Source organism: Oceanimonas pelagia (genome assembly GCF_030849025.1).
Lineage (GTDB): Bacteria > Pseudomonadota > Gammaproteobacteria > Enterobacterales > Aeromonadaceae > Oceanimonas > Oceanimonas pelagia.
In genome coordinates, this window is the sequence record NZ_CP118224.1 from 524,168 (window position 1) to 540,933 (window position 16,766).

The 16,766-nt window shown below is 62.1% G+C and carries 17 protein-coding genes; 9 read left to right on the plus strand and 8 right to left on the minus strand.

What is annotated here, in order from left to right:
- The first annotated feature begins 22 nt into the window (after positions 1-22).
- Entirely contained in the window at positions 23-826 is an 804-nt protein-coding gene (locus PU634_RS02425; RefSeq protein WP_306762486.1) for a DUF1338 domain-containing protein, read from the plus strand.
- 48 nt (positions 827-874) lie between these two features.
- Here the strand turns inward: PU634_RS02425 and PU634_RS02430 are convergent, their stop codons facing one another.
- On the minus strand, positions 875-2,080 hold the full coding sequence (locus PU634_RS02430; RefSeq protein ID WP_306762487.1) for an MFS transporter: 1,206 nt from the start codon (positions 2,078-2,080) through the stop codon (positions 875-877).
- A 115-nt stretch (positions 2,081-2,195) separates the two neighbouring features.
- On the opposite strand from PU634_RS02430, the gene PU634_RS02435 reads away from it, so the two are divergent.
- From PU634_RS02435 to PU634_RS02455, 5 genes are all read left to right on the plus strand, one after another.
- On the plus strand, positions 2,196-3,083 hold the full coding sequence (locus tag PU634_RS02435) for a LysR family transcriptional regulator (RefSeq protein ID WP_306762488.1): 888 nt from the start codon (positions 2,196-2,198) through the stop codon (positions 3,081-3,083).
- Between the two features lie 79 nt (positions 3,084-3,162).
- Positions 3,163-4,026 (plus strand): NAD(P)-dependent oxidoreductase, encoded by an 864-nt coding sequence (locus PU634_RS02440; RefSeq protein WP_306762489.1) that lies wholly within the window; start codon positions 3,163-3,165, stop codon positions 4,024-4,026.
- Between the two features lie 219 nt (positions 4,027-4,245).
- A complete protein-coding gene (hupA, locus tag PU634_RS02445; protein ID WP_014293303.1) occupies positions 4,246-4,518 on the plus strand; it encodes a nucleoid-associated protein HU-alpha in 273 nt (90 codons plus the stop codon).
- Between the two features lie 120 nt (positions 4,519-4,638).
- Entirely contained in the window at positions 4,639-5,058 is a 420-nt protein-coding gene (locus PU634_RS02450) for a hypothetical protein (protein ID WP_306762490.1), read from the plus strand.
- Position 5,059: 1 nt separating this feature from the next.
- Complete coding sequence (locus PU634_RS02455) at positions 5,060-5,431, plus strand: sirohydrochlorin chelatase (protein ID WP_306762491.1); 372 nt, start codon at positions 5,060-5,062, stop codon at positions 5,429-5,431.
- A gap of 78 nt (positions 5,432-5,509) precedes the next feature.
- On the opposite strand, the gene purD is transcribed toward PU634_RS02455, so the two are convergent.
- Positions 5,510-6,796, minus strand: a complete 1,287-nt coding sequence (gene purD / locus PU634_RS02460) for a phosphoribosylamine--glycine ligase (protein ID WP_306762492.1) — start codon at positions 6,794-6,796, stop codon at positions 5,510-5,512.
- 19 nt (positions 6,797-6,815) lie between these two features.
- Positions 6,816-8,399 carry a bifunctional phosphoribosylaminoimidazolecarboxamide formyltransferase/IMP cyclohydrolase gene (gene purH, locus PU634_RS02465; protein ID WP_306762493.1) on the minus strand — a complete coding sequence of 528 codons (1,584 nt, stop codon included), beginning with the start codon at positions 8,397-8,399 and terminating at the stop codon, positions 6,816-6,818.
- 196 nt (positions 8,400-8,595) lie between these two features.
- On the opposite strand from purH, the gene zntR reads away from it, so the two are divergent.
- Positions 8,596-9,024, plus strand: coding sequence for a Zn(2+)-responsive transcriptional regulator (gene zntR / locus PU634_RS02470; protein WP_306762494.1), 429 nt, complete (start codon positions 8,596-8,598; stop codon positions 9,022-9,024).
- A 101-nt stretch (positions 9,025-9,125) separates the two neighbouring features.
- Positions 9,126-10,409, plus strand: a complete 1,284-nt coding sequence (locus tag PU634_RS02475) for a purine/pyrimidine permease (protein WP_306762495.1) — start codon at positions 9,126-9,128, stop codon at positions 10,407-10,409.
- A 153-nt stretch (positions 10,410-10,562) separates the two neighbouring features.
- Here the strand turns inward: PU634_RS02475 and PU634_RS02480 are convergent, their stop codons facing one another.
- From PU634_RS02480 to PU634_RS02500, 5 genes are all read right to left on the minus strand, one after another.
- Positions 10,563-10,985: a universal stress protein gene (locus PU634_RS02480; protein WP_306762496.1), complete on the minus strand. Its 423-nt coding sequence runs from the start codon at positions 10,983-10,985 to the stop codon at positions 10,563-10,565.
- Between the two features lie 6 nt (positions 10,986-10,991).
- Entirely contained in the window at positions 10,992-12,308 is a 1,317-nt protein-coding gene (locus PU634_RS02485) for a TRAP transporter large permease (protein ID WP_306762497.1), read from the minus strand.
- Positions 12,305-12,838, minus strand: a complete 534-nt coding sequence (locus PU634_RS02490) for a TRAP transporter small permease subunit (RefSeq protein ID WP_306762498.1) — start codon at positions 12,836-12,838, stop codon at positions 12,305-12,307. Before PU634_RS02490 ends, PU634_RS02485 begins: the two co-directional genes overlap by 4 nt.
- 52 nt (positions 12,839-12,890) lie before the next feature.
- On the minus strand, positions 12,891-13,898 hold the full coding sequence (locus tag PU634_RS02495; protein ID WP_306762499.1) for a TRAP transporter substrate-binding protein: 1,008 nt from the start codon (positions 13,896-13,898) through the stop codon (positions 12,891-12,893).
- A 295-nt stretch (positions 13,899-14,193) separates the two neighbouring features.
- The gene (locus tag PU634_RS02500; RefSeq protein ID WP_306762500.1) at positions 14,194-15,123 is read right to left on the minus strand and encodes a LysR family transcriptional regulator; all 930 of its coding nucleotides are present in this window, start codon (positions 15,121-15,123) and stop codon (positions 14,194-14,196) included.
- 167 nt (positions 15,124-15,290) lie between these two features.
- Between PU634_RS02500 and PU634_RS02505 the strand changes: the two genes are divergently transcribed.
- Positions 15,291-16,754 (plus strand): NAD-dependent succinate-semialdehyde dehydrogenase, encoded by a 1,464-nt coding sequence (locus PU634_RS02505; RefSeq protein WP_306762501.1) that lies wholly within the window; start codon positions 15,291-15,293, stop codon positions 16,752-16,754.
- Positions 16,755-16,766: the final 12 nt, after the last annotated feature.

The window sequence follows — 16,766 nt, forward strand, 5'->3', positions numbered from 1 at the left end:
GAACACAAGGAGAGTGAGTGCCATGCATACGTCAGTCAACGCATTGTTCGAGGCCCTGTGGCAGCATTACCTGGCCGTGACCCCCAGCGCGCTGAAAATTCACCAGTTGCTGGGCGGCGGTGAGGCCATCGTCAACGATCATGTGGCGTTTCGCACCTTTAATCATCCCAGGCTGGGCCTGGACAAGCTGGCGGCCCATTTTCTGGCGCTGGGCTACGAGCAAAAGGGCGAGTACCACTTTGAGGCCAAGAAGCTTTACGCCCGCCACTATGAGCACCCGGACCCGACGGTGCCCAAGGTGTTTATCAGCGAGCTGTTGCTGGAGCAGTGCTCACCGGAATTGCAGCGTATTGTGGCCGGGCTGGTCGCGCAGGTGGATGACGGCCTGACCGCACGGGAAGACTTTCTCTATTCCGGGGCGCCCTGGCGCCTGTGCTACGCCGACTACCAGACCCTGGCCGCGGAAAGCGAATATGCCGGCTGGCTGGCGGCCTATGGGTATCGCGCCAACCACTTTACCGTGAGCGTGAACCACCTCAAGGATTACGACAGCCTGGAGGCGGTGAACAGTGCCCTCAAGCAGGCGGGATTCCGCCTCAATGACGCCGGCGGCGAGATCAAGGGCTCGCCCGGGGTGCTGCTGGAGCAGTCGTCCACCCTGGCCGACACCGCCCTGGTGCAGTTTACCGACGGTGAAGCGGCCCTGCCCAGCTGCTTTTACGAGTTTGCCCTGCGCTATCCCAAACCCGACGGCGAGCTCTATACCGGCTTTGTGGCGGCCTCGGCGGACAGGATCTTTGAAAGCACCGATGCCGGTCGTGGATGAGTAACGGCCATGCTTCCCCTGCTGGCTGACGCAAAGGCAGGGGGCATGTCAGGGCAGCGGGGTTTCCGGCGCCGGAGTGCCGGGAACCACTGCAGAGCCCCTGGCCCATATCCAGCCTGCCAGCAGCACCGGTAAAACTGCGGCTCCCGCCAGAGCAACGAAAACCGCATCCAGTGAGCCGGTGGCTGCACGCAGGTAACCGGCCAGCAGGTTGCCCGCGGTGCCGCCCAGGCCGAAGGTGACCATGCAGGCTCCGCTTATCTGCATGGTGGCCGTTGCGCAATAGTGCCTGCCCACCCAGCCCGCCAGAATGCCCCACATGGGAAAATACATCAGGCCATAGCCAAAGCCGGCCACCAGGGCAAACCGGGCGGGATTATACACAAACGCCAGCATACCGAGGGCAAAGCCGCTGAAGATCACCAGCAGGGCCAGGCCGTGGCCATGCCGGTCGGCCAGCCTGCCGGTGAGCAGGCCGGCTACCATGCCGGTAACGCCCACCGTGGTCCAGGTATAGCCGCCGAGGCTGGCGGGCAGGGCCAGCTGGTCCAGGTAGGTATTGAGCCAGCTGGAAAAAGGCATGGTGGTCAGGCCGGCGAGAAAACAGATCAGGCAGGCCAGCAAGGCGGTGCGTTCACGGCAAATGACCACAAGCAACCGTGACGCGGACATGCCGGGAGCGGCAATGGCAGCGGCGGCAACGGGCTTTTTCAGGCCTTTCAGCAGTTGCCAGGTCAGCAGTACCACCAGCAGGCCGGTTCCGCTCGCCAGTAACCAGGCCTGTCGCCAGCCCAGCACCGGCACCACCAGCAGGATCAGCAGGCCATTCAGTCCATAGCCCCAGGCGGTGCCGCTTGAGACGGTGGACAGGCAGGTTGAGCGTTGGTTGGGCTGAACATGGCGGCTGATAATCTCCACCAGGGTGCCCCAGCTGATGGCCGCGCTGGCCGCCAGGCAGGTGAGTACCGCTATGATCACCTGCGGGCGCTCAAGGCCGGCCATGATCAGCAGCAACACCGACGTCAGCCCTCCCGTGAGCAGTGCCAGCCGCTCCGTGCCCAGGCGATGACCAAACACACCAAGCAGCATGGCGCCGGTGAGGTAGGCCAGCTGGGTAAGCGCGCCGATGGCGGCCAGGTGCCAGTGGCTCAGTGCCAGGGTGTCCCGCATCAGCGGCACCAGAGCGGCAAACAAAAACATGCCAAAGCCATGACTGACCACCTGATTCATGCCAAATACAACGGCCATTTTCATCCTTGACGCTCCTTGATCCTGTGATGAACCGCTCATGCTCACATCCTGACCACTTGCCGGCTTTCGGTAAATTGATGAATATTCATATCTTCGTTCAACAAGGTTGAAATCTGCCATGCGTGATTTGCCCATTGCTCTGCTGCGGACCTTTGTGGTGGTGGCGGAAACCCTTAATCTGACGGTGGCCGCCGGTCGCCTGCACCGGGCGCCGTCGACCATCAGCATGCAGTTAAGCCGGCTGGAAGATCTGGTGTCCACCGGCCTGCTGGAGCGGGGCCAATACGGCGTTCGGTTAACGCCGGCAGGGGAGCAGTTGCGCTCCCATGCCCAGTTGCTGCTGAACCAGCATGATCAAATACTGGGATCCTTTCTGAACGCGGACATCGGCGGTAAGGTGCGCTTCGGCACTCATGATCAATACGCCACCCGCAGCCTGCCGCCCTTGCTGGAAACCTTTGTCGTCAATTACCCCGAAGTGCGGCTGGAGGTGCAGTGCGATCATCGTCCCCGGCAGCTGGTGACGCTGGTGCAGCAGGGCAAGCTGGATCTGGCCCTGGTGGAGATGCCGCTGCACTCACATGACGGCCAGCGTCTGGGCCGTGACGAACTGGTCTGGGTGCGCTCAGCCGTGCACTCGGCTCATTTGCGGGAGCCCCTGCCACTGGCGGTGTTTGTGGAAGGCTGTTATCACAGGGACGCGGCGTTGCAAGCGCTGGCGCAATGGGAAAAGCCTTGCCGCATTGCCTTTACCAGCCAGAGCCGGGCCGGAGTACTGGCGGCGGTGCGGGCGGGCATTGGCGTGGGTATTGTTCCCCGCAGCACTCTGGAAGAGGGGTTGGTGGTGGAGCCGAGCCTGCCACCCCTGCCCGGAACCCACACCAGCCTGTTTGTGGCCGAGCGGCTCAATGAGGCGAGCGCCCGTCTGGCGCAGATCATTCGGGACAGCCCGCAGTTTGCCCGTGCCGGCCACGACGACAGTCAACTGCTGCGCCAGTTTGGCTGAGGGGCCGGTCCGTCTTGTTCCTCAGGGCGAAAGCATGGGATCATGCTCGCCGATGACATTCATTCAAAGGAGCCGAACCATGAAACTGGCATTTATCGGACTGGGCGTAATGGGCTTTCCCATGGCCGGCCATCTGCAGCAGGCCGGGCATCAGGTGTGCGTGTATAACCGTAATTCAGCAAAGGCGGCGGACTGGGTAGCCCGTTTTGGTGGTACCAGTGGTGCTACCCCGGCCGAGGCGGCACAGGGCGCCGACATGGTGATGCTGTGCGTGGGTAACGACGACGACGTGCGTTCCGTTGTCTACGGCGACGAGGGCGTGCTGGCGGGCATGCAGGCCGGCGCCCTGCTGGTTGATCACACCACTACCTCGGCCAGACTGGCGGAAGAGCTGGCCGAGGCTGCCGGCAAACGGGGCGTGCGCTTTATCGATGCGCCCGTGTCCGGCGGCCAGCTGGGGGCGGAAAACGGCGCCCTTACCGTGATGATCGGTGGCAGTGAGGCCGATGTGGCCGAGGCGGCGCCGGTGCTGGCGGCCTACGGCAAGAAGGTGACCCGGCTGGGCCCGGTGGGCGCCGGCCAGCGCTGCAAGATGGTCAACCAGATCTGTGTGATCGGCGCCGTGCAGGGCATCGCCGAGGGGCTGATGATCGCCAAAAAGGCCGGCCTGGATATTCCCACCCTGATCGAGGTGCTGGCCGGCGGTGCGGCCCAGAGCTGGCAGTTGCAGAACCGGGCGCAGACCATGGCGGAAGACCAGTTCGACTTCGGTTTTGCCGCCCAGTGGATGCACAAGGATCTGGGCATTTGCCTGGACGAGGCTGCCCAGCAGGGCCTGACCCTGCCCCTGACCGAGCATGTGCACCAGGTCTATGAACGCCTGCTGGCCGAAGGCATGGGGCGCTGCGATTCCACCGTGGTGATTCGGGCTCTGGAGTCCTGAGCCGGGCCGCGGGTCTTGGCAGAGGCCGTGCCGCTCGGCTATGCTGAGCACTGCTCCGGCCTTACCCGGAGCGTTGCTCTCGCGGTTATGTGATGTTTTCCGCAGTTTCCGCACAAAACAACGGCACTTGATGTGAGGGCTTGAGCCAAAGGCTTTGCTTGAGCCTGGAATTTGAATAGAGTGGGCAACCGCTTAATGCCAAGTGAGAAAGGATACCCTATGAACAAGACTCAGCTTGTCGATGCAATCGCCGCCAAGGCCGATCTGAGCAAGGCTCAGGCCAAGGCTGCCCTGGAAGAAGTACTCAACGGTATCACTCAGAGCCTGAAAGAAGGTGATCCTGTTCAGTTGGTGGGCTTTGGTACCTTCAAGGTAAACCACCGCGCCGCCCGCACCGGTCGCAACCCGCAAACCGGCAAGGAAATCCAGATTGCAGCGGCAAACGTGCCCGCCTTTGTGGCCGGCAAGGCGCTGAAAGACGCGGTCAACTAAGACTCAGTCAGAACACATCCAACCCGGCCCAGGCCGGGTTTTTTTAACCCTGCGCTTGCCCCGGCGATCATTAGGTTGTTATAACTGAAGCAGGTCCTGTCCCGAACCAGGGAGGCTGTTATGGAAGTGAACGCAATTCGTCAGGTCGCCGTGCCATGGGCCGGAGCCCGCGGACTGACCACGGGGCTGATGCTCACCGAGCTGCATCAGGATGTCTGGAGCGGCTGCCTGGAGCTGGCCATGGGGGTACCGTCCGACATGGACACCCCGCCACACATTGTTTACTGGCTCAGTTTTGGTCATCTCTATGGTTACCGCGTGCTGGAAGGGGCCGATGTGCCCGAGCTGCTTGAAGACGATGGCGACATCGACAGCCAGGTTCAGCTGATCACCCCGTCCCGCTTTCTCACCTGGTTTCACCAGGAAACCCAGGGGGCCCACCTGGACGAAGACATACAGCACTACCGCATTGCCTGCTGGGACTTTTGTGTGGACGTGCTGGCGGCCCAGCCGCCGGATGTGTGTATCAACAAGGAGTAGCATGAAAGGCTTTATTCTGGTCGCCCACGGCAGCCGGCGGGCGGCCGCCAACGAGGAGATTGCCGGGTTTGCCCAGCGTATGATGGCCGCCATGAATGGCGGCTTTGATTTGGTGGGCTACGGCTTCTGGGAGCTGGCGGAGCCGTCTCTGGCCCAGGTAATCGACGCCCAGGTGGCGGCCGGCGCCCGGGACATTACCCTGTTCCCCTATTTTCTGGCGGAAGGCAAGCACGTGGTGAAGGATCTGCCCTCGGTGCTGGCGGAGAAAAAGGAACAATATCCGGGGGTAAAGTTCACCCAGTTGCCGCATCTGGGCGCCGTGCCCGGTTTTGACCAGTGGCTGGCGGCGCAGTTGCAGGGTGGGGACGACTGACTTTCCTTCGCCGGCGCGATCACCGGACAATAAAAAACGGGGCCAAACTGGCCCCGTTTTACTTTCGGCTTCCAGCTTTTATTTTGCCTGTTCCCGTGCGATCGCCCGCCAGGCGATGTCGTTGCGGAAGAACACGCCGTCCCATTTAATCTGGCGGGTCAGCTCATAGGCCTTTTGCTGGGCCTGGCTGACGCTCTCGCCCAGGGCGGTGGCGCACAGCACCCGGCCGCCGGCGGTGACCACGTCATCGCCCCTGAACTGAGTACCGGCGTGGAACACCTTGGCACCTTCGGCCTCGGCGGGAATGCCGGTGATGGCGTCACCCTGACGGTAGGCGCCGGGGTAACCGCCGGCGGCCAGCACCACGCCCACGGCAGCGCGCGGGTCAAACTCGGCGGTGGCCTGGTCCAGTTCACCCTTGCAACCGGCCAGGCACAGCTCCACCAGATCGGACTTCAGCCGCAGCATAATGGGTTGGGTTTCCGGATCGCCAAAGCGGCAGTTGAACTCGATCACCTTGGGCTGACCTGACTTGTCAATCATCAGGCCGGCATAGAGAAAGCCCTTGTACACATGGCCTTCTTCCGCCATGCCGCGCACCGTGGGCATGATCACTCGCTCCATGATGCGATCATGGATTTCGGCGCTCACCACCGGGGCCGGGCTGTAGGCACCCATGCCGCCGGTGTTGGGGCCGGTATCCTGGTCGCCCACGCGTTTGTGATCCTGGCTGGTGGCCATGGGCAGCACGTGCTCGCCGTCCACCATCACGATAAAGGAGGCTTCCTCACCCTCGAGGAATTCCTCGATCACCACCCGGCTGCCGGCGTCGCCAAAGGCGTTGCCCGCCAGCATGTCGCGCACCGCATCTTCGGCTTCTGCCAGGGTCATGGCCACGATCACGCCCTTGCCCGCGGCCAGGCCGTCGGCCTTTATTACGATGGGGGCACCCTGCTCACGCAGGTATTCCAGCGCCGGCTCCACCTCGGTGAAGTTCCGGTAGGCGGCGGTCGGGATGTTGTGGCGGGCCAGGAAGTCCTTGGTAAAGGCCTTGGAGCCTTCCAGCTGGGCCGCACCGGCGGTCGGGCCGAAAATGGCCAGGCCGTCGGCTTCAAAGGCGTCAACCACGCCGGCCACCAGGGGGGCCTCGGGGCCGACGATAGTCAGCTCAACCTGCTCCTGCTTGGCAAAGGCCAGCAGGGCCGGAATGTCGGTGGCGGAAATGGCCACGTTGGTCAATGCCGGCTCAAGCTCGGTGCCGGCGTTGCCCGGTGCCACAAACACTCGGCTGACCTTGGGAGACTGGGCGGCTTTCCAGGCCAGGGCGTGTTCACGGCCGCCTCCGCCGATAACCAATACGTTCATGCTTGTTTCCTCGTTCCGATTAGTGGCGGAAGTGGCGCATGCCGGTAAATACCATGGCCATACCGTGCTCGTCGGCGGCCTGAATGACTTCTTCGTCGCGCATGGAACCACCGGGCTGGATCACGCAACTGATGCCGGCGGCGGCGGCGGCGTCGATGCCGTCACGGAAGGGGAAGAAGGCATCAGAAGCCATCACCGAGCCTTCCACCTGCAGACCTTCGTCGGCGGCCTTGATGCCGGCGATCTTGGCGGAGTACACCCGGCTCATCTGGCCGGCGCCCACACCTATGGTCTGGCTGCCCTTGGCATAGACGATGGCGTTGGATTTGACATACTTGGCCACCTTCCAGCAGAACAGCAGATCTTTCAGCTCTTCCTCGGTGGGCTGACGCTTGGTCACCACCTTGAGGTCGGCCAGGTCCACCATGCCCTGATCCCGGTCCTGCACCAGAATACCGCCGTTCACCCGCTTGATGTCGAGGCCCTTGGTCTTGCCGGCCCACTGGCCGCATTCCAGCAGGCGCACGTTCTTCTTGTCGGCCACGGCGGCTTTCGCCTCGGCGCTGATGGACGGGGCGATGATCACTTCCACAAACTGGCGCTCGATAATGGCGCGGGCGGTGGCTTCGTCCAGCTCGCGGTTAAAGGCGATGATGCCGCCAAAGGCGGAAGTGGGATCGGTCTGGTAGGCGCGATCGTAGGCTTCCAGCAGGTCCTTGCCCAGGGCCACGCCACAGGGGTTGGCGTGCTTGACGATGACACAGGCCGGCTCATCGAATTCCTTCACGCACTCAAGTGCCGCGTCGGTGTCGGCGATGTTGTTATAGGACAGTTCCTTGCCCTGCAGCTGGGTGGCGGTGGCCACGGACGCTTCGTCAACGTTGTTTTCCACGTAGAAGGCGGCGCTCTGGTGACTGTTTTCGCCGTAGCGCAGATCCTGCTTCTTGGTGAACTGGTAGTTGACGGTGCGCGGGAACTTCGAGCCTTCGGCGGCCTGGTGGTAGGCCGGTACCATGGTACCGAAGTAGTTGGCGATCATGCCGTCGTACTGGGCGGTGTGCTCAAAGGCGGCAATGGCCAGATCGAAGCGGGTGGCCTGAGTCAGGCTGTTGCCGTTGGCATCCAGCTCGGCCAGCAGGCGATCGTAGTCGGAGGCGTTGACCACAATGGCCACGTCGTTGTGGTTTTTGGCCGCGGCGCGCACCATGGTGGGACCACCGATGTCGATGTTCTCGATGGCGTCTTCCAGGCTGCAGTCGGCCCTGGCAACGGTGTTGGCGAAAGGATAGAGATTGACCACGACCATGTCGATGGGCGCAATGCCGTGCTCGGCCATGATGGCGTCGTCCTGGCCGCGACGACCCAGAATGCCGCCGTGTACCTTGGGATGCAGGGTCTTGACGCGACCGTCCATCATTTCCGGAAAGCCGGTATAGTCGGATACTTCGGTCACGGGCAGGCCTTGTTCCGCCAGCAGGCGGGCGGTGCCGCCGGTAGACAGCAGCTCCACACCACGGGCGTGCAGCCCCTGGGCGAATTCCACAATGCCTTGTTTGTCGGACACACTCAGCAGAGCACGGCGAATGGGTCGGGCAGTTTCCATTATGTTCTCGTTCCTTTAACGATTCATCGGGGGGTTTGGTAAAATCGGCGAAAGGACGCCACCGGCTTTACCAAACCGCCTGGTACGCCAGAACAGAAGGCGGCATATTCTACCCGTTTTTGCCGCGTCTTGCCGGACTATTTGGTTTGGTGTCGAGAGGCTTCACGTCTAATCAATCCAGCTTCAAGGGGGTCGAATGTATCGCATCGGCGAGCTGGCCAGGGCCTTCGGCATCAAAACCGATACCCTGCGCTTTTACGAAAAGGAAGGGCTGCTGGTGCCCAGTCTGCGTACGCCTACCGGCTACCGGCAATACAGCGAAGACGATAAAAAACGGCTGCATTTTATTCTGCGCAGCAAGAAGGTGGGTTTTTCCCTGAAGGACATCGAGGAGCTGCTGGCCCTGCGCATCAGCAGCTGCCAGGTCACCTGCCGCGAGGTGAAGGCGGTGGCCGACAGCAAGCTGGCCGAGGTGGAAGAGCGCATTCGCGAACTGGAGCATTTTCGCCGCTCGCTGCACCAGCTGTCCGAGGCCTGCTGTGGCGGGCTGGAAAGCGCCGAGCACTGCTCCATTCTGGAAGCGCTGGACGGCAAGCTTGAGAATACCGACAATAACGCCCGTTAATGCCCCCTGAAAGGGCCGCCTGCCGCGGCCTGTCTGGTCATGCCCGATAGCGGCAGGCTGGTGCCTGCCCGCGTTTCATCTTTTCAACATGGGAGACATCCATGCGACACCACCTGGGGTGGGGGCTGAGCGTGACTCAGTGGTTTGTGTTTTTGCTGGCCAATGCCCTGGCGTTGCCCATTGTACTTGGCCAGGCCTTTGGGCTCGACGGTACCGAGGTGGCCGGACTGGTACAGCGTACCCTGCTGGTGGTGGGGTTAAGCTCGGGACTGCAGGCCTGGCTGGGGCACCGTTATCCGATTGCCGACGGGCCCGCCGGCTCCTGGGCCATCGTGTTTGTGGTGATGGCCTATATCGGCCGGGAGCAGGGGCTGAACAGTTTTGACACCCTGCAATTGCTTTCCGGCGGCGTGCTGGTGGCCGGCCTTATCATGCTGGTGCTGGGACTGGCGCGGCAGGTGCACCGGCTGCTGTTTTTGTTCACGCCGCTGGTGACCGGCTGTTTTATTCTGCTGCTGGTTATTCAGCTCGCCGGGGTGTTTGTGCGCGGCATGGTCACGGATCCGCGCACCGGCACCATGAGCCTGCCGGTGCTGCTGATTGGCCTGCTGGTGTTTCTCGGGGTGTTGCTGTGCTCCTTCAGCCGCCACAACCTGTTGCGTACCTATGCGGTGCTGGTGGGCATCGTGCTGGGCTGGGCGGCGTTCTGGCTGTTCGGGTTGTCGCCGCTGGCGGTGGCAGCAGAAGCCGGCCTGGCGTTGCCGGCGCTGTTTGCCTGGGGCCTGCCGCGGCTGGATGCCGGCATGCTGGTGGTGGCGGTGCTGTTCTCGCTGCTGTTGTTTTCCAACCAGATTGCGGCGGTCACCGCGGTGTCGGCGGTGGTGCGTGAGCGTCAGAAAGACGAGCACGCCGTGATCAACCGCAGCAGCCGGATATCGGGCGTCAGCCACGGTCTGGCCGGCTGCTTTTCCACCATTGCCGTGGTGCCGCTGCCGGTGACCGCCGGCTTTATTCAGCTCAGCGGTGAAGACAGGCGTGGCCCCTTTCTGCTGGCCTGCGCCCTGCTGGCATTGGTGGCGCTGTTCCCGGGAGCGGTGGGGGTACTGTCACTGTTGCCGGCGCCGGTGGCCAATGCGGCGCTGCTGGCCACCTTTATCAAGCTGGTGAGCCTGGCGTTTCAGCTGCTGACCAAAAACGGTCTCGACAACCGCGCCAGCACCATTATTGGCGTGGCGTTGTTGCTGGGCGTGGGCTGCATGTTCCTGCCCGCCGGCCTGTACCGTCATTTTCCCAGCATGGCGCAATACCTGCTGGGCAACGGTTTGCTCACCGGCACCCTGCTGGCGCTGGCCATGGAGCAGCTCTGGCCGAAAGGGAAGGGGTAATCAACAAAGGCTAGGCTGGCTGTAGGCCCCAATTTATTGGGGCAAACCGTGTGACATATAGATATATTTGCCCCGTTAAAACGGGGCCTACAGAATACCAGTCCCCAGTCCCCAGTCCCCAGTCCCCAGTCCCCAGTCCCCAGTCCCCAGTCCTTACCGCACCACCAGCACGGCACAGTCGGCGTGGCGCACCACCTTGGAGGAGTTGGATCCCAGCAGGTAGGTTTTGGCGCCCGGACGGGAGGCGGGCATGATGATCAGGTCGGCCGCCAGCTTCCTGGCCCGGGCCAGTATGGTGTCGTACACCACGCCGTGGCGAATTTCCAGCCGGCCGCGGTACTCGGCCGGAACATGGCTTTGCATAAACTCTTCCAGCCGGGCCCGAATGGCCTGATCCTGCGCTTCCAGCTGCTCTTGCGAATAAAAGGGCGCGGCGGCGTGGTGTACCCGGGCCGGGTTCACATACAGCAGGTGAATGTGCCCTTGTGAATGACACAGCCGCAGCGCCGACTCCACCACCCGGGTATATAAATCCTCGTGCTCAAAGTCGAGCGGCAGCAGTATTTCCTTGAACATGAGTCGTTACCCCATCAGTTTGTTGGGCAGCCAGGTCACGATTTCCGGCACCAGCATGCACAGGATCAGTACGCCCAGCTTGAGCATCACAAAGGGCAGAATGGACTTGTAAATATCCATCATGGTCACCCCGGGCGGGGCGATGCCCTTGAGGTAGAACAGCGCAAAGCCGTAGGGCGGGGTCTGCACCGCGATCTCGATATTCAGAATCATCAATATGCCGAACCAGATGGGGTCGTAGCCCAGGCCTACCGCAATGGGGGTGAACAGGGGCGCGCAGATCAGCACGATGATCATCTCGTCGATGATAAAGCCGAGCAACAGCATCACCACCTGCATCATGATGATGATGGCGATGGGGGGCAGATCCAGGCCGGCGGCAAAGTCTGCCACCATGCCCTGTACGCCCATCAGCAGGTGAAAGTTGCTGAACACCGAGGCGCCCAGCACAATCCAGATGGCCACGCTCACCAGCAGCGCGGTTTCGGCGCCGGAGCGTTTCATCATGTTGAGCTTGAAGCGCTTGTAGACAATGGCCAGCAGCAGGGCGCCGACCACGCCGATGGCGCCGGACTCGGTGGGGGTGGCAATGCCGCTGATGATGCTGCCCAGCACCAGCACGATCAGGCCCAGGGCCATAAAGCCGTCGCGCAGGGTGATGAGTTTTTCCCGCCGGTTCTTGGGCGCATCCAGGGCATGGCCGAGGGGAGCCCGTTCCGGGTTCAGCCTGCAGGAGATCACCACATAGAGCATCAGCACGGTAATGGAGATCAGTGCCGGCACCAGGGCGCCGATAAACATCTTGCCCACCGAGTTCTGGGTGGTGGAGCTGAACAGAATCATGGGAATACTGGGCGGAATAAGAATGCCCAGGCCACCGCCGGCCATGATCACGCCCAGCGCCAGCTTCTTGTCGTAGCCGCGCTCCAGCATGGGACGCAGGGCAATGCTGCCCGAGGTCATGATGCCGGCGCCGATAATGCCGACCATGGCACCGATCATGGAGCAGACGCCGATCACGCTGATGGCAAGCGACCCGCGAATGCGGCCAATCACCAGCTGGCTGGCCTTGAACATGGCATCGCCAATGCCGGAGCGGGTCAGCAACTGGCCCATGTAGATGTACAGGGGAATGGCCAGCAGCACAAAGCTGAACAGGGTGCTTTCAATGGTGGTTGGCACGATATTGAAAATGCCTTCGCCCCAGGTGGCATAGCCCAGCAGCATGGCCACACCGCCGAGCGCCAGGCCCACCTGGGCACCCATGATAAAGGACACCAGCACGCCCAGCAGCAGCAGGCCGGTGATCAGTTCAATACTCATTGTTGTTCTTCCTCGCTCAGCAGCGGCTCACCGGTGACCAGTTGCCAGGCATCCCTGATCATGTCGGCAGACAGCTGCAGCAGAAACAGCACGGCGGCGGCGGTGACCATGATCCAGAAATGGGAAATGGACGGGGCCCACTCCGACTGGCGGGTATAGCCGAATTCCATGGCTTCCACCGCCTTTTCCCAGCCCTTGCTGGCGATCACCAGCAGGAAAAAGCCGCCCAGGGTGTTGGCCAGCAGGTCAAAGGCGTTTTTCCAGCGCTGGGATACCGCCAGATAGACGATGTCGACGTTGATATGGGACTTTTTCAACTGGGCGTGGGCACCGCACAGGGCACCGATATAGCCGAACAGAAACAGCGACACGTCGTAGGCCCAGAGGGTGGGACGGTCGAGTACATAGCGGGAGAACACCTCAAAGGCGACGGTGCCCGCCAGTAGCGGCAGGGCCAGGGAAATGGTGTGGCTGGTGGCCGATACCAGCCAGCCGGTGGCCCTGCACCAGATACTAAGCAGTGTTTTCATGATACATCCGGGTCATGCAGACTGCCCCGCGAAGCGGGGCAGTGGTGGGGGCTTACTTCAGCAGTTCTACCAGACGGGCGCTGTACTGGTCGGTCTGGCCGTAATGAGCCCAGACCGCCTCGGCGGCGTCACGCCACTTATTCTTGTCGGCTTCAGACGCTTCCGGGCTCCAGGTCATGCCCAGTTTTTCCATGTCGGCCACGGCTTCCTGTTCCCACAGGGCGGATTTCTCGGCCTGTTGCTCGGCGTGCCACTTGGCGGCGTTGCGCACCACTTCCTTCAGATCGTCCGGCAGCTTGTTCCAGGCGTTCTTGTTCACCAGCACCGGCAGGGCCTGGGCGCTGGATACCGGCAGCGGATACATGTACTTGGCCACTTCGGCGAAGTTGCCGTCGCGATGGTCGATCAGGTTGGAGCCAATGGTGCCGTCGATCACGCCGGTGGCCAGGCTGGTGTAGGTTTCCCCCCAGGCCAGGTTGACCGGAGAGGCCCCCAGCTCGCGGAAGAAGCGGCCGTAGGCGCCGGGCGCCCGTATCTTCAGGCCCTTGAAGTCCTCGATGGACTCGATTTTCTTCTTGGTGATGACATATACACCGGGCTGAAAGTAGGGATCCAGCCACACCAGGTTGTGACGGTCGTAGGCTTCGGTCAGCACCTGGCTCCAGCCTTTTTCATGGAACAGGGCGTTCAGCTCTTCCAGGGTGCCGTCGGAGCCGGGCAGGCCCACTTCCACCACGCCAAAGGGAATCTCACCGGCGTGCATGGGCTGGAAGGGGGCGGCCATGTCCAGCAGGCCGGACTTGGTGGCGCTGATAATGCCCTTGGTGTCGACGCCTTCGCCGGCGTAGAGCATGTTGATCTTCATGCGGCCGTCGGAGTCGGCTTCAATCTTGTCGGCAAAGGCCTGGTAAACATCGCCAAAGGCGGTGCCGCGGGAGTAGAGGTTGGTAAAGCGCCAGGTAACATCGGCGGCCATGGCTTCCATGGCGGCACCCATGCCGGCAACGGCAATCAGTGAAGCGGCGATCTTGGTCCGGGCAGAGCTCCAGAGTCTGGTCATTGTGTGCGTCCCTTGTTTATCACATTCCGTCTGCTTCGGCCCGGCGTGAGTGCCGGACGCGAAGTCGTGTATTTGCTGTATCCCCGGGGGGCGGCTGGCAGTCTGCGTCAGGTTAACGTCCGGTTAAATACACGAACATTCAACTTAGGATTGATGGTAATCAAACAAAAAACGTAAAAGCCTTATATATACAGCAGTTAGCACCACTGTCAGCTTTTGGGTCAGCATAACTGTTGGCATAAATTGTGAGTATGATCATATTGTTACGGCCGGCACCCGCCGCCGGCCGTGAGACTCAGGGGCGGTTCAGCTGGTTTTTCAGCAACTGCAGAAACAGCTGGCGCAGCCGGCTCTGGCGGCCGTGGCTGCGGGTAATGGCGGAAATGCCGAGCAGGTGGGTTTTCTGCCGGGGCAGCAGCGGGCGCAGGCGTCCGCCGTCCACCCAGCGGCGGGCATAGCTTTCCGGCAAAAAGCCGATGTACTGGCCCGACAGGATCAGCGCCGCCCGGGGCTCGTAGTGGTAGGCGCGGCCGGCCAGCTTCAGGCCCGCATGCTGGGCGCTGGTTTCCGGATTGGTGTGAATGCCGGGGTGAATGAGCTTGAACTCGGGCAGGCGCTCGGCAATGACGGTGTCGTCCTGCTCGGCAAACAGCGGGTGGCGGTCGCTGCAATAGAGAAAACAGCGCACCTGGTAGAGGTGATGGTAATCCAGCCCTTCCAGATCCCGGTGGTAGTGAATAAAGCCCACATCGGCCTCATCGCTCAGCACCCGGCGCTCGATCTCGCCCATGTAGGCCACATCCACGCTCACGTTCACGTCCGGCGCCTGTTCACCCAGGGCGGCGAACACCTCCACCATGGAAAACTCGTCTTCCAGCCAGATGTTGTCACTGGAGATGATCTTGAGTTCGCCGCTCAGTTGCTCGTGCAGCTCGTTCACCGTATAGCGAAATTCCTCCAGCCGGCTGAACAGCCGCTTGGTGGAGTCGTAAATCACCTCGCCGTCGTCGGTGAGGGAAAATCCCGAGCGGCCACGGTGGCACAGCTTGAGCTTGAGCCGGCTTTCCAGGTTGGCCATATGCACGCTGATGGTGGAGCGGCTGATGTTGAGTTCGGTTTCCGCCGCCGAAAAGCCGCCGCATTCCACCACCGTCTTGAACAGCTTCAGCAGGCGAATTTCATAATCACCGATCTGGCCCAGCACGGGCCGGTTGGTCTGGCTCATAGTTTGAAATGCTTCAATGTGTATGTTGAAAGGGCATCATTTACCGGACTTTGCGCCCGGGGCTAGCATGTTGTCAAACCATGGCCCGTGCCGTTGTGGCGCCGCTCACGGCAAAGCCGGAATTTTGGACTCACGGGCGCGGATGGAATCAACATGAGGCAGCCAATATGAGCATTTCTGCAGTCAACAGCACCCTGGTAAGAGAAAGCGGCCATATCGACGGTCGCTGGTGTCAGGCCGAGAGCGGCGCCACCATTGCCGTATACAACCCCGCCAACGGTGAACAACTGGGTCAGGTGCCCGACATGGGCGAAACCGAAACCCGCGCCGCCATCGACGCCGCCAGCCGCGCCCTGCCGGCCTGGAGCGCGCTCAACCCCAAGGAGCGCGCCCGCCTGCTGCGCAACTGGTTCGATCTGGTGATCGAGCACAAGGAAGACCTGGCCCGGCTGATGACCCAGGAGCAGGGCAAGCCGTTGTTCGAAACCCGGGGCGAGGTGCTCTACGGCGCCTCCTACATCGAGTGGTACGCCGAAGAAGCCAAGCGTGCCTACGGCAAGGTGTTCTCGGCCCCCACCGGCGACAAGCGGGCCCTGAGCATTCAGCAGCCCATCGGCGTGGTGGCGGCCATCACCCCCTGGAACTTTCCCAACGCCATGATCACCCGCAAGCTGGCCCCGGCGCTGGCGGCGGGCTGCACCACCGTGGTGAAGCCCTCGGAAGAAACCCCGTTCTCCGCCCTGGCGCTGATGGCCCTGGCGGAGCAGGCGGGCATTCCCAATGGCGTTATCAACATGGTGACCTCCAGCCAGGCCGCCGCGGTGGGCAAGGTGCTGACCAATGACGCCCGGGTGCGCAAGCTGTCGTTCACCGGCTCCACCCGGGTGGGCAAGCTGCTCTACGCCCAGAGCGCCGATACCGTGAAAAAGCTCAGCCTGGAACTGGGCGGCAATGCGCCCTTTATCGTGTTTGACGATGCCGATCTCGACGCCGCCGTCACCGGCGCGGTGATCTCCAAGTTCCGCAACGCCGGCCAGACCTGCGTGTGCGCCAACCGCATTCTGGTGCAGGATGGCATCTACGACGAATTCATGGCCCGCTTCAAGGCCGAGGTGGAGAAGTTCATGATCGGCAACGGCCTGGATGATGCCACCACCCTTGGTCCGGTGATCAACAAGGCCGCCGTCGACAAGATTGCCGGCATGGTGGATGCGGCCCTCACCGAAGGCGCCACCCTGGTGACCGGCGGCCGCCGCCACGAGGCCGGCGAGCTGTTCTATGCCCCGACCATTCTGGGTAATGTGACTCAGCAAATGGCCATTGCCAATCAGGAGATTTTCGGCCCGGTGGCGCCGGTCATTCGCTTCAAAGATGAGGCCGAGGCCGTGGCCATCGCCAATGATACCCCCTACGGCCTGGCCGCCTATTTTTATACCGAGAGCCACAGCCGCATCTGGCGCGTCGCCGAGCAGCTGGAATACGGCATGATCGGCATCAACGAGGGCATTCTGTCCAACGAGATCGCCCCCTTTGGCGGCGTGAAGGAATCGGGCCTGGGCCGGGAAGGCTCCGCCGAAGGCCTGGCCGATTACATGGAAACCAAATACCTGTGCATGGGCGGCATTCGCTGAACAGCAAGAAAA

Bases quoted from the DNA above. Each gene is read 5' to 3' on its own strand.
- PU634_RS02425 (WP_306762486.1), top strand. From the start codon at position 23: ATGCATACGTCAGTCAACGCATTGTTCGAGGCCCTGTGGCAGCATTAC.
- PU634_RS02430 (WP_306762487.1), bottom strand. From the start codon at position 2,080: ATGAAAATGGCCGTTGTATTTGGCATGAATCAGGTGGTCAGTCATGGC.
- PU634_RS02435 (WP_306762488.1), top strand. From the start codon at position 2,196: ATGCGTGATTTGCCCATTGCTCTGCTGCGGACCTTTGTGGTGGTGGCG.
- PU634_RS02440 (WP_306762489.1), top strand. From the start codon at position 3,163: ATGAAACTGGCATTTATCGGACTGGGCGTAATGGGCTTTCCCATGGCC.
- hupA (WP_014293303.1), top strand. From the start codon at position 4,246: ATGAACAAGACTCAGCTTGTCGATGCAATCGCCGCCAAGGCCGATCTG.
- PU634_RS02450 (WP_306762490.1), top strand. From the start codon at position 4,639: ATGGAAGTGAACGCAATTCGTCAGGTCGCCGTGCCATGGGCCGGAGCC.
- PU634_RS02455 (WP_306762491.1), top strand. From the start codon at position 5,060: ATGAAAGGCTTTATTCTGGTCGCCCACGGCAGCCGGCGGGCGGCCGCC.
- purD (WP_306762492.1), bottom strand. From the start codon at position 6,796: ATGAACGTATTGGTTATCGGCGGAGGCGGCCGTGAACACGCCCTGGCC.
- purH (WP_306762493.1), bottom strand. From the start codon at position 8,399: ATGGAAACTGCCCGACCCATTCGCCGTGCTCTGCTGAGTGTGTCCGAC.
- zntR (WP_306762494.1), top strand. From the start codon at position 8,596: ATGTATCGCATCGGCGAGCTGGCCAGGGCCTTCGGCATCAAAACCGAT.
- PU634_RS02475 (WP_306762495.1), top strand. From the start codon at position 9,126: ATGCGACACCACCTGGGGTGGGGGCTGAGCGTGACTCAGTGGTTTGTG.
- PU634_RS02480 (WP_306762496.1), bottom strand. From the start codon at position 10,985: ATGTTCAAGGAAATACTGCTGCCGCTCGACTTTGAGCACGAGGATTTA.
- PU634_RS02485 (WP_306762497.1), bottom strand. From the start codon at position 12,308: ATGAGTATTGAACTGATCACCGGCCTGCTGCTGCTGGGCGTGCTGGTG.
- PU634_RS02490 (WP_306762498.1), bottom strand. From the start codon at position 12,838: ATGAAAACACTGCTTAGTATCTGGTGCAGGGCCACCGGCTGGCTGGTA.
- PU634_RS02495 (WP_306762499.1), bottom strand. From the start codon at position 13,898: ATGACCAGACTCTGGAGCTCTGCCCGGACCAAGATCGCCGCTTCACTG.
- PU634_RS02500 (WP_306762500.1), bottom strand. From the start codon at position 15,123: ATGAGCCAGACCAACCGGCCCGTGCTGGGCCAGATCGGTGATTATGAA.
- PU634_RS02505 (WP_306762501.1), top strand. From the start codon at position 15,291: ATGAGCATTTCTGCAGTCAACAGCACCCTGGTAAGAGAAAGCGGCCAT.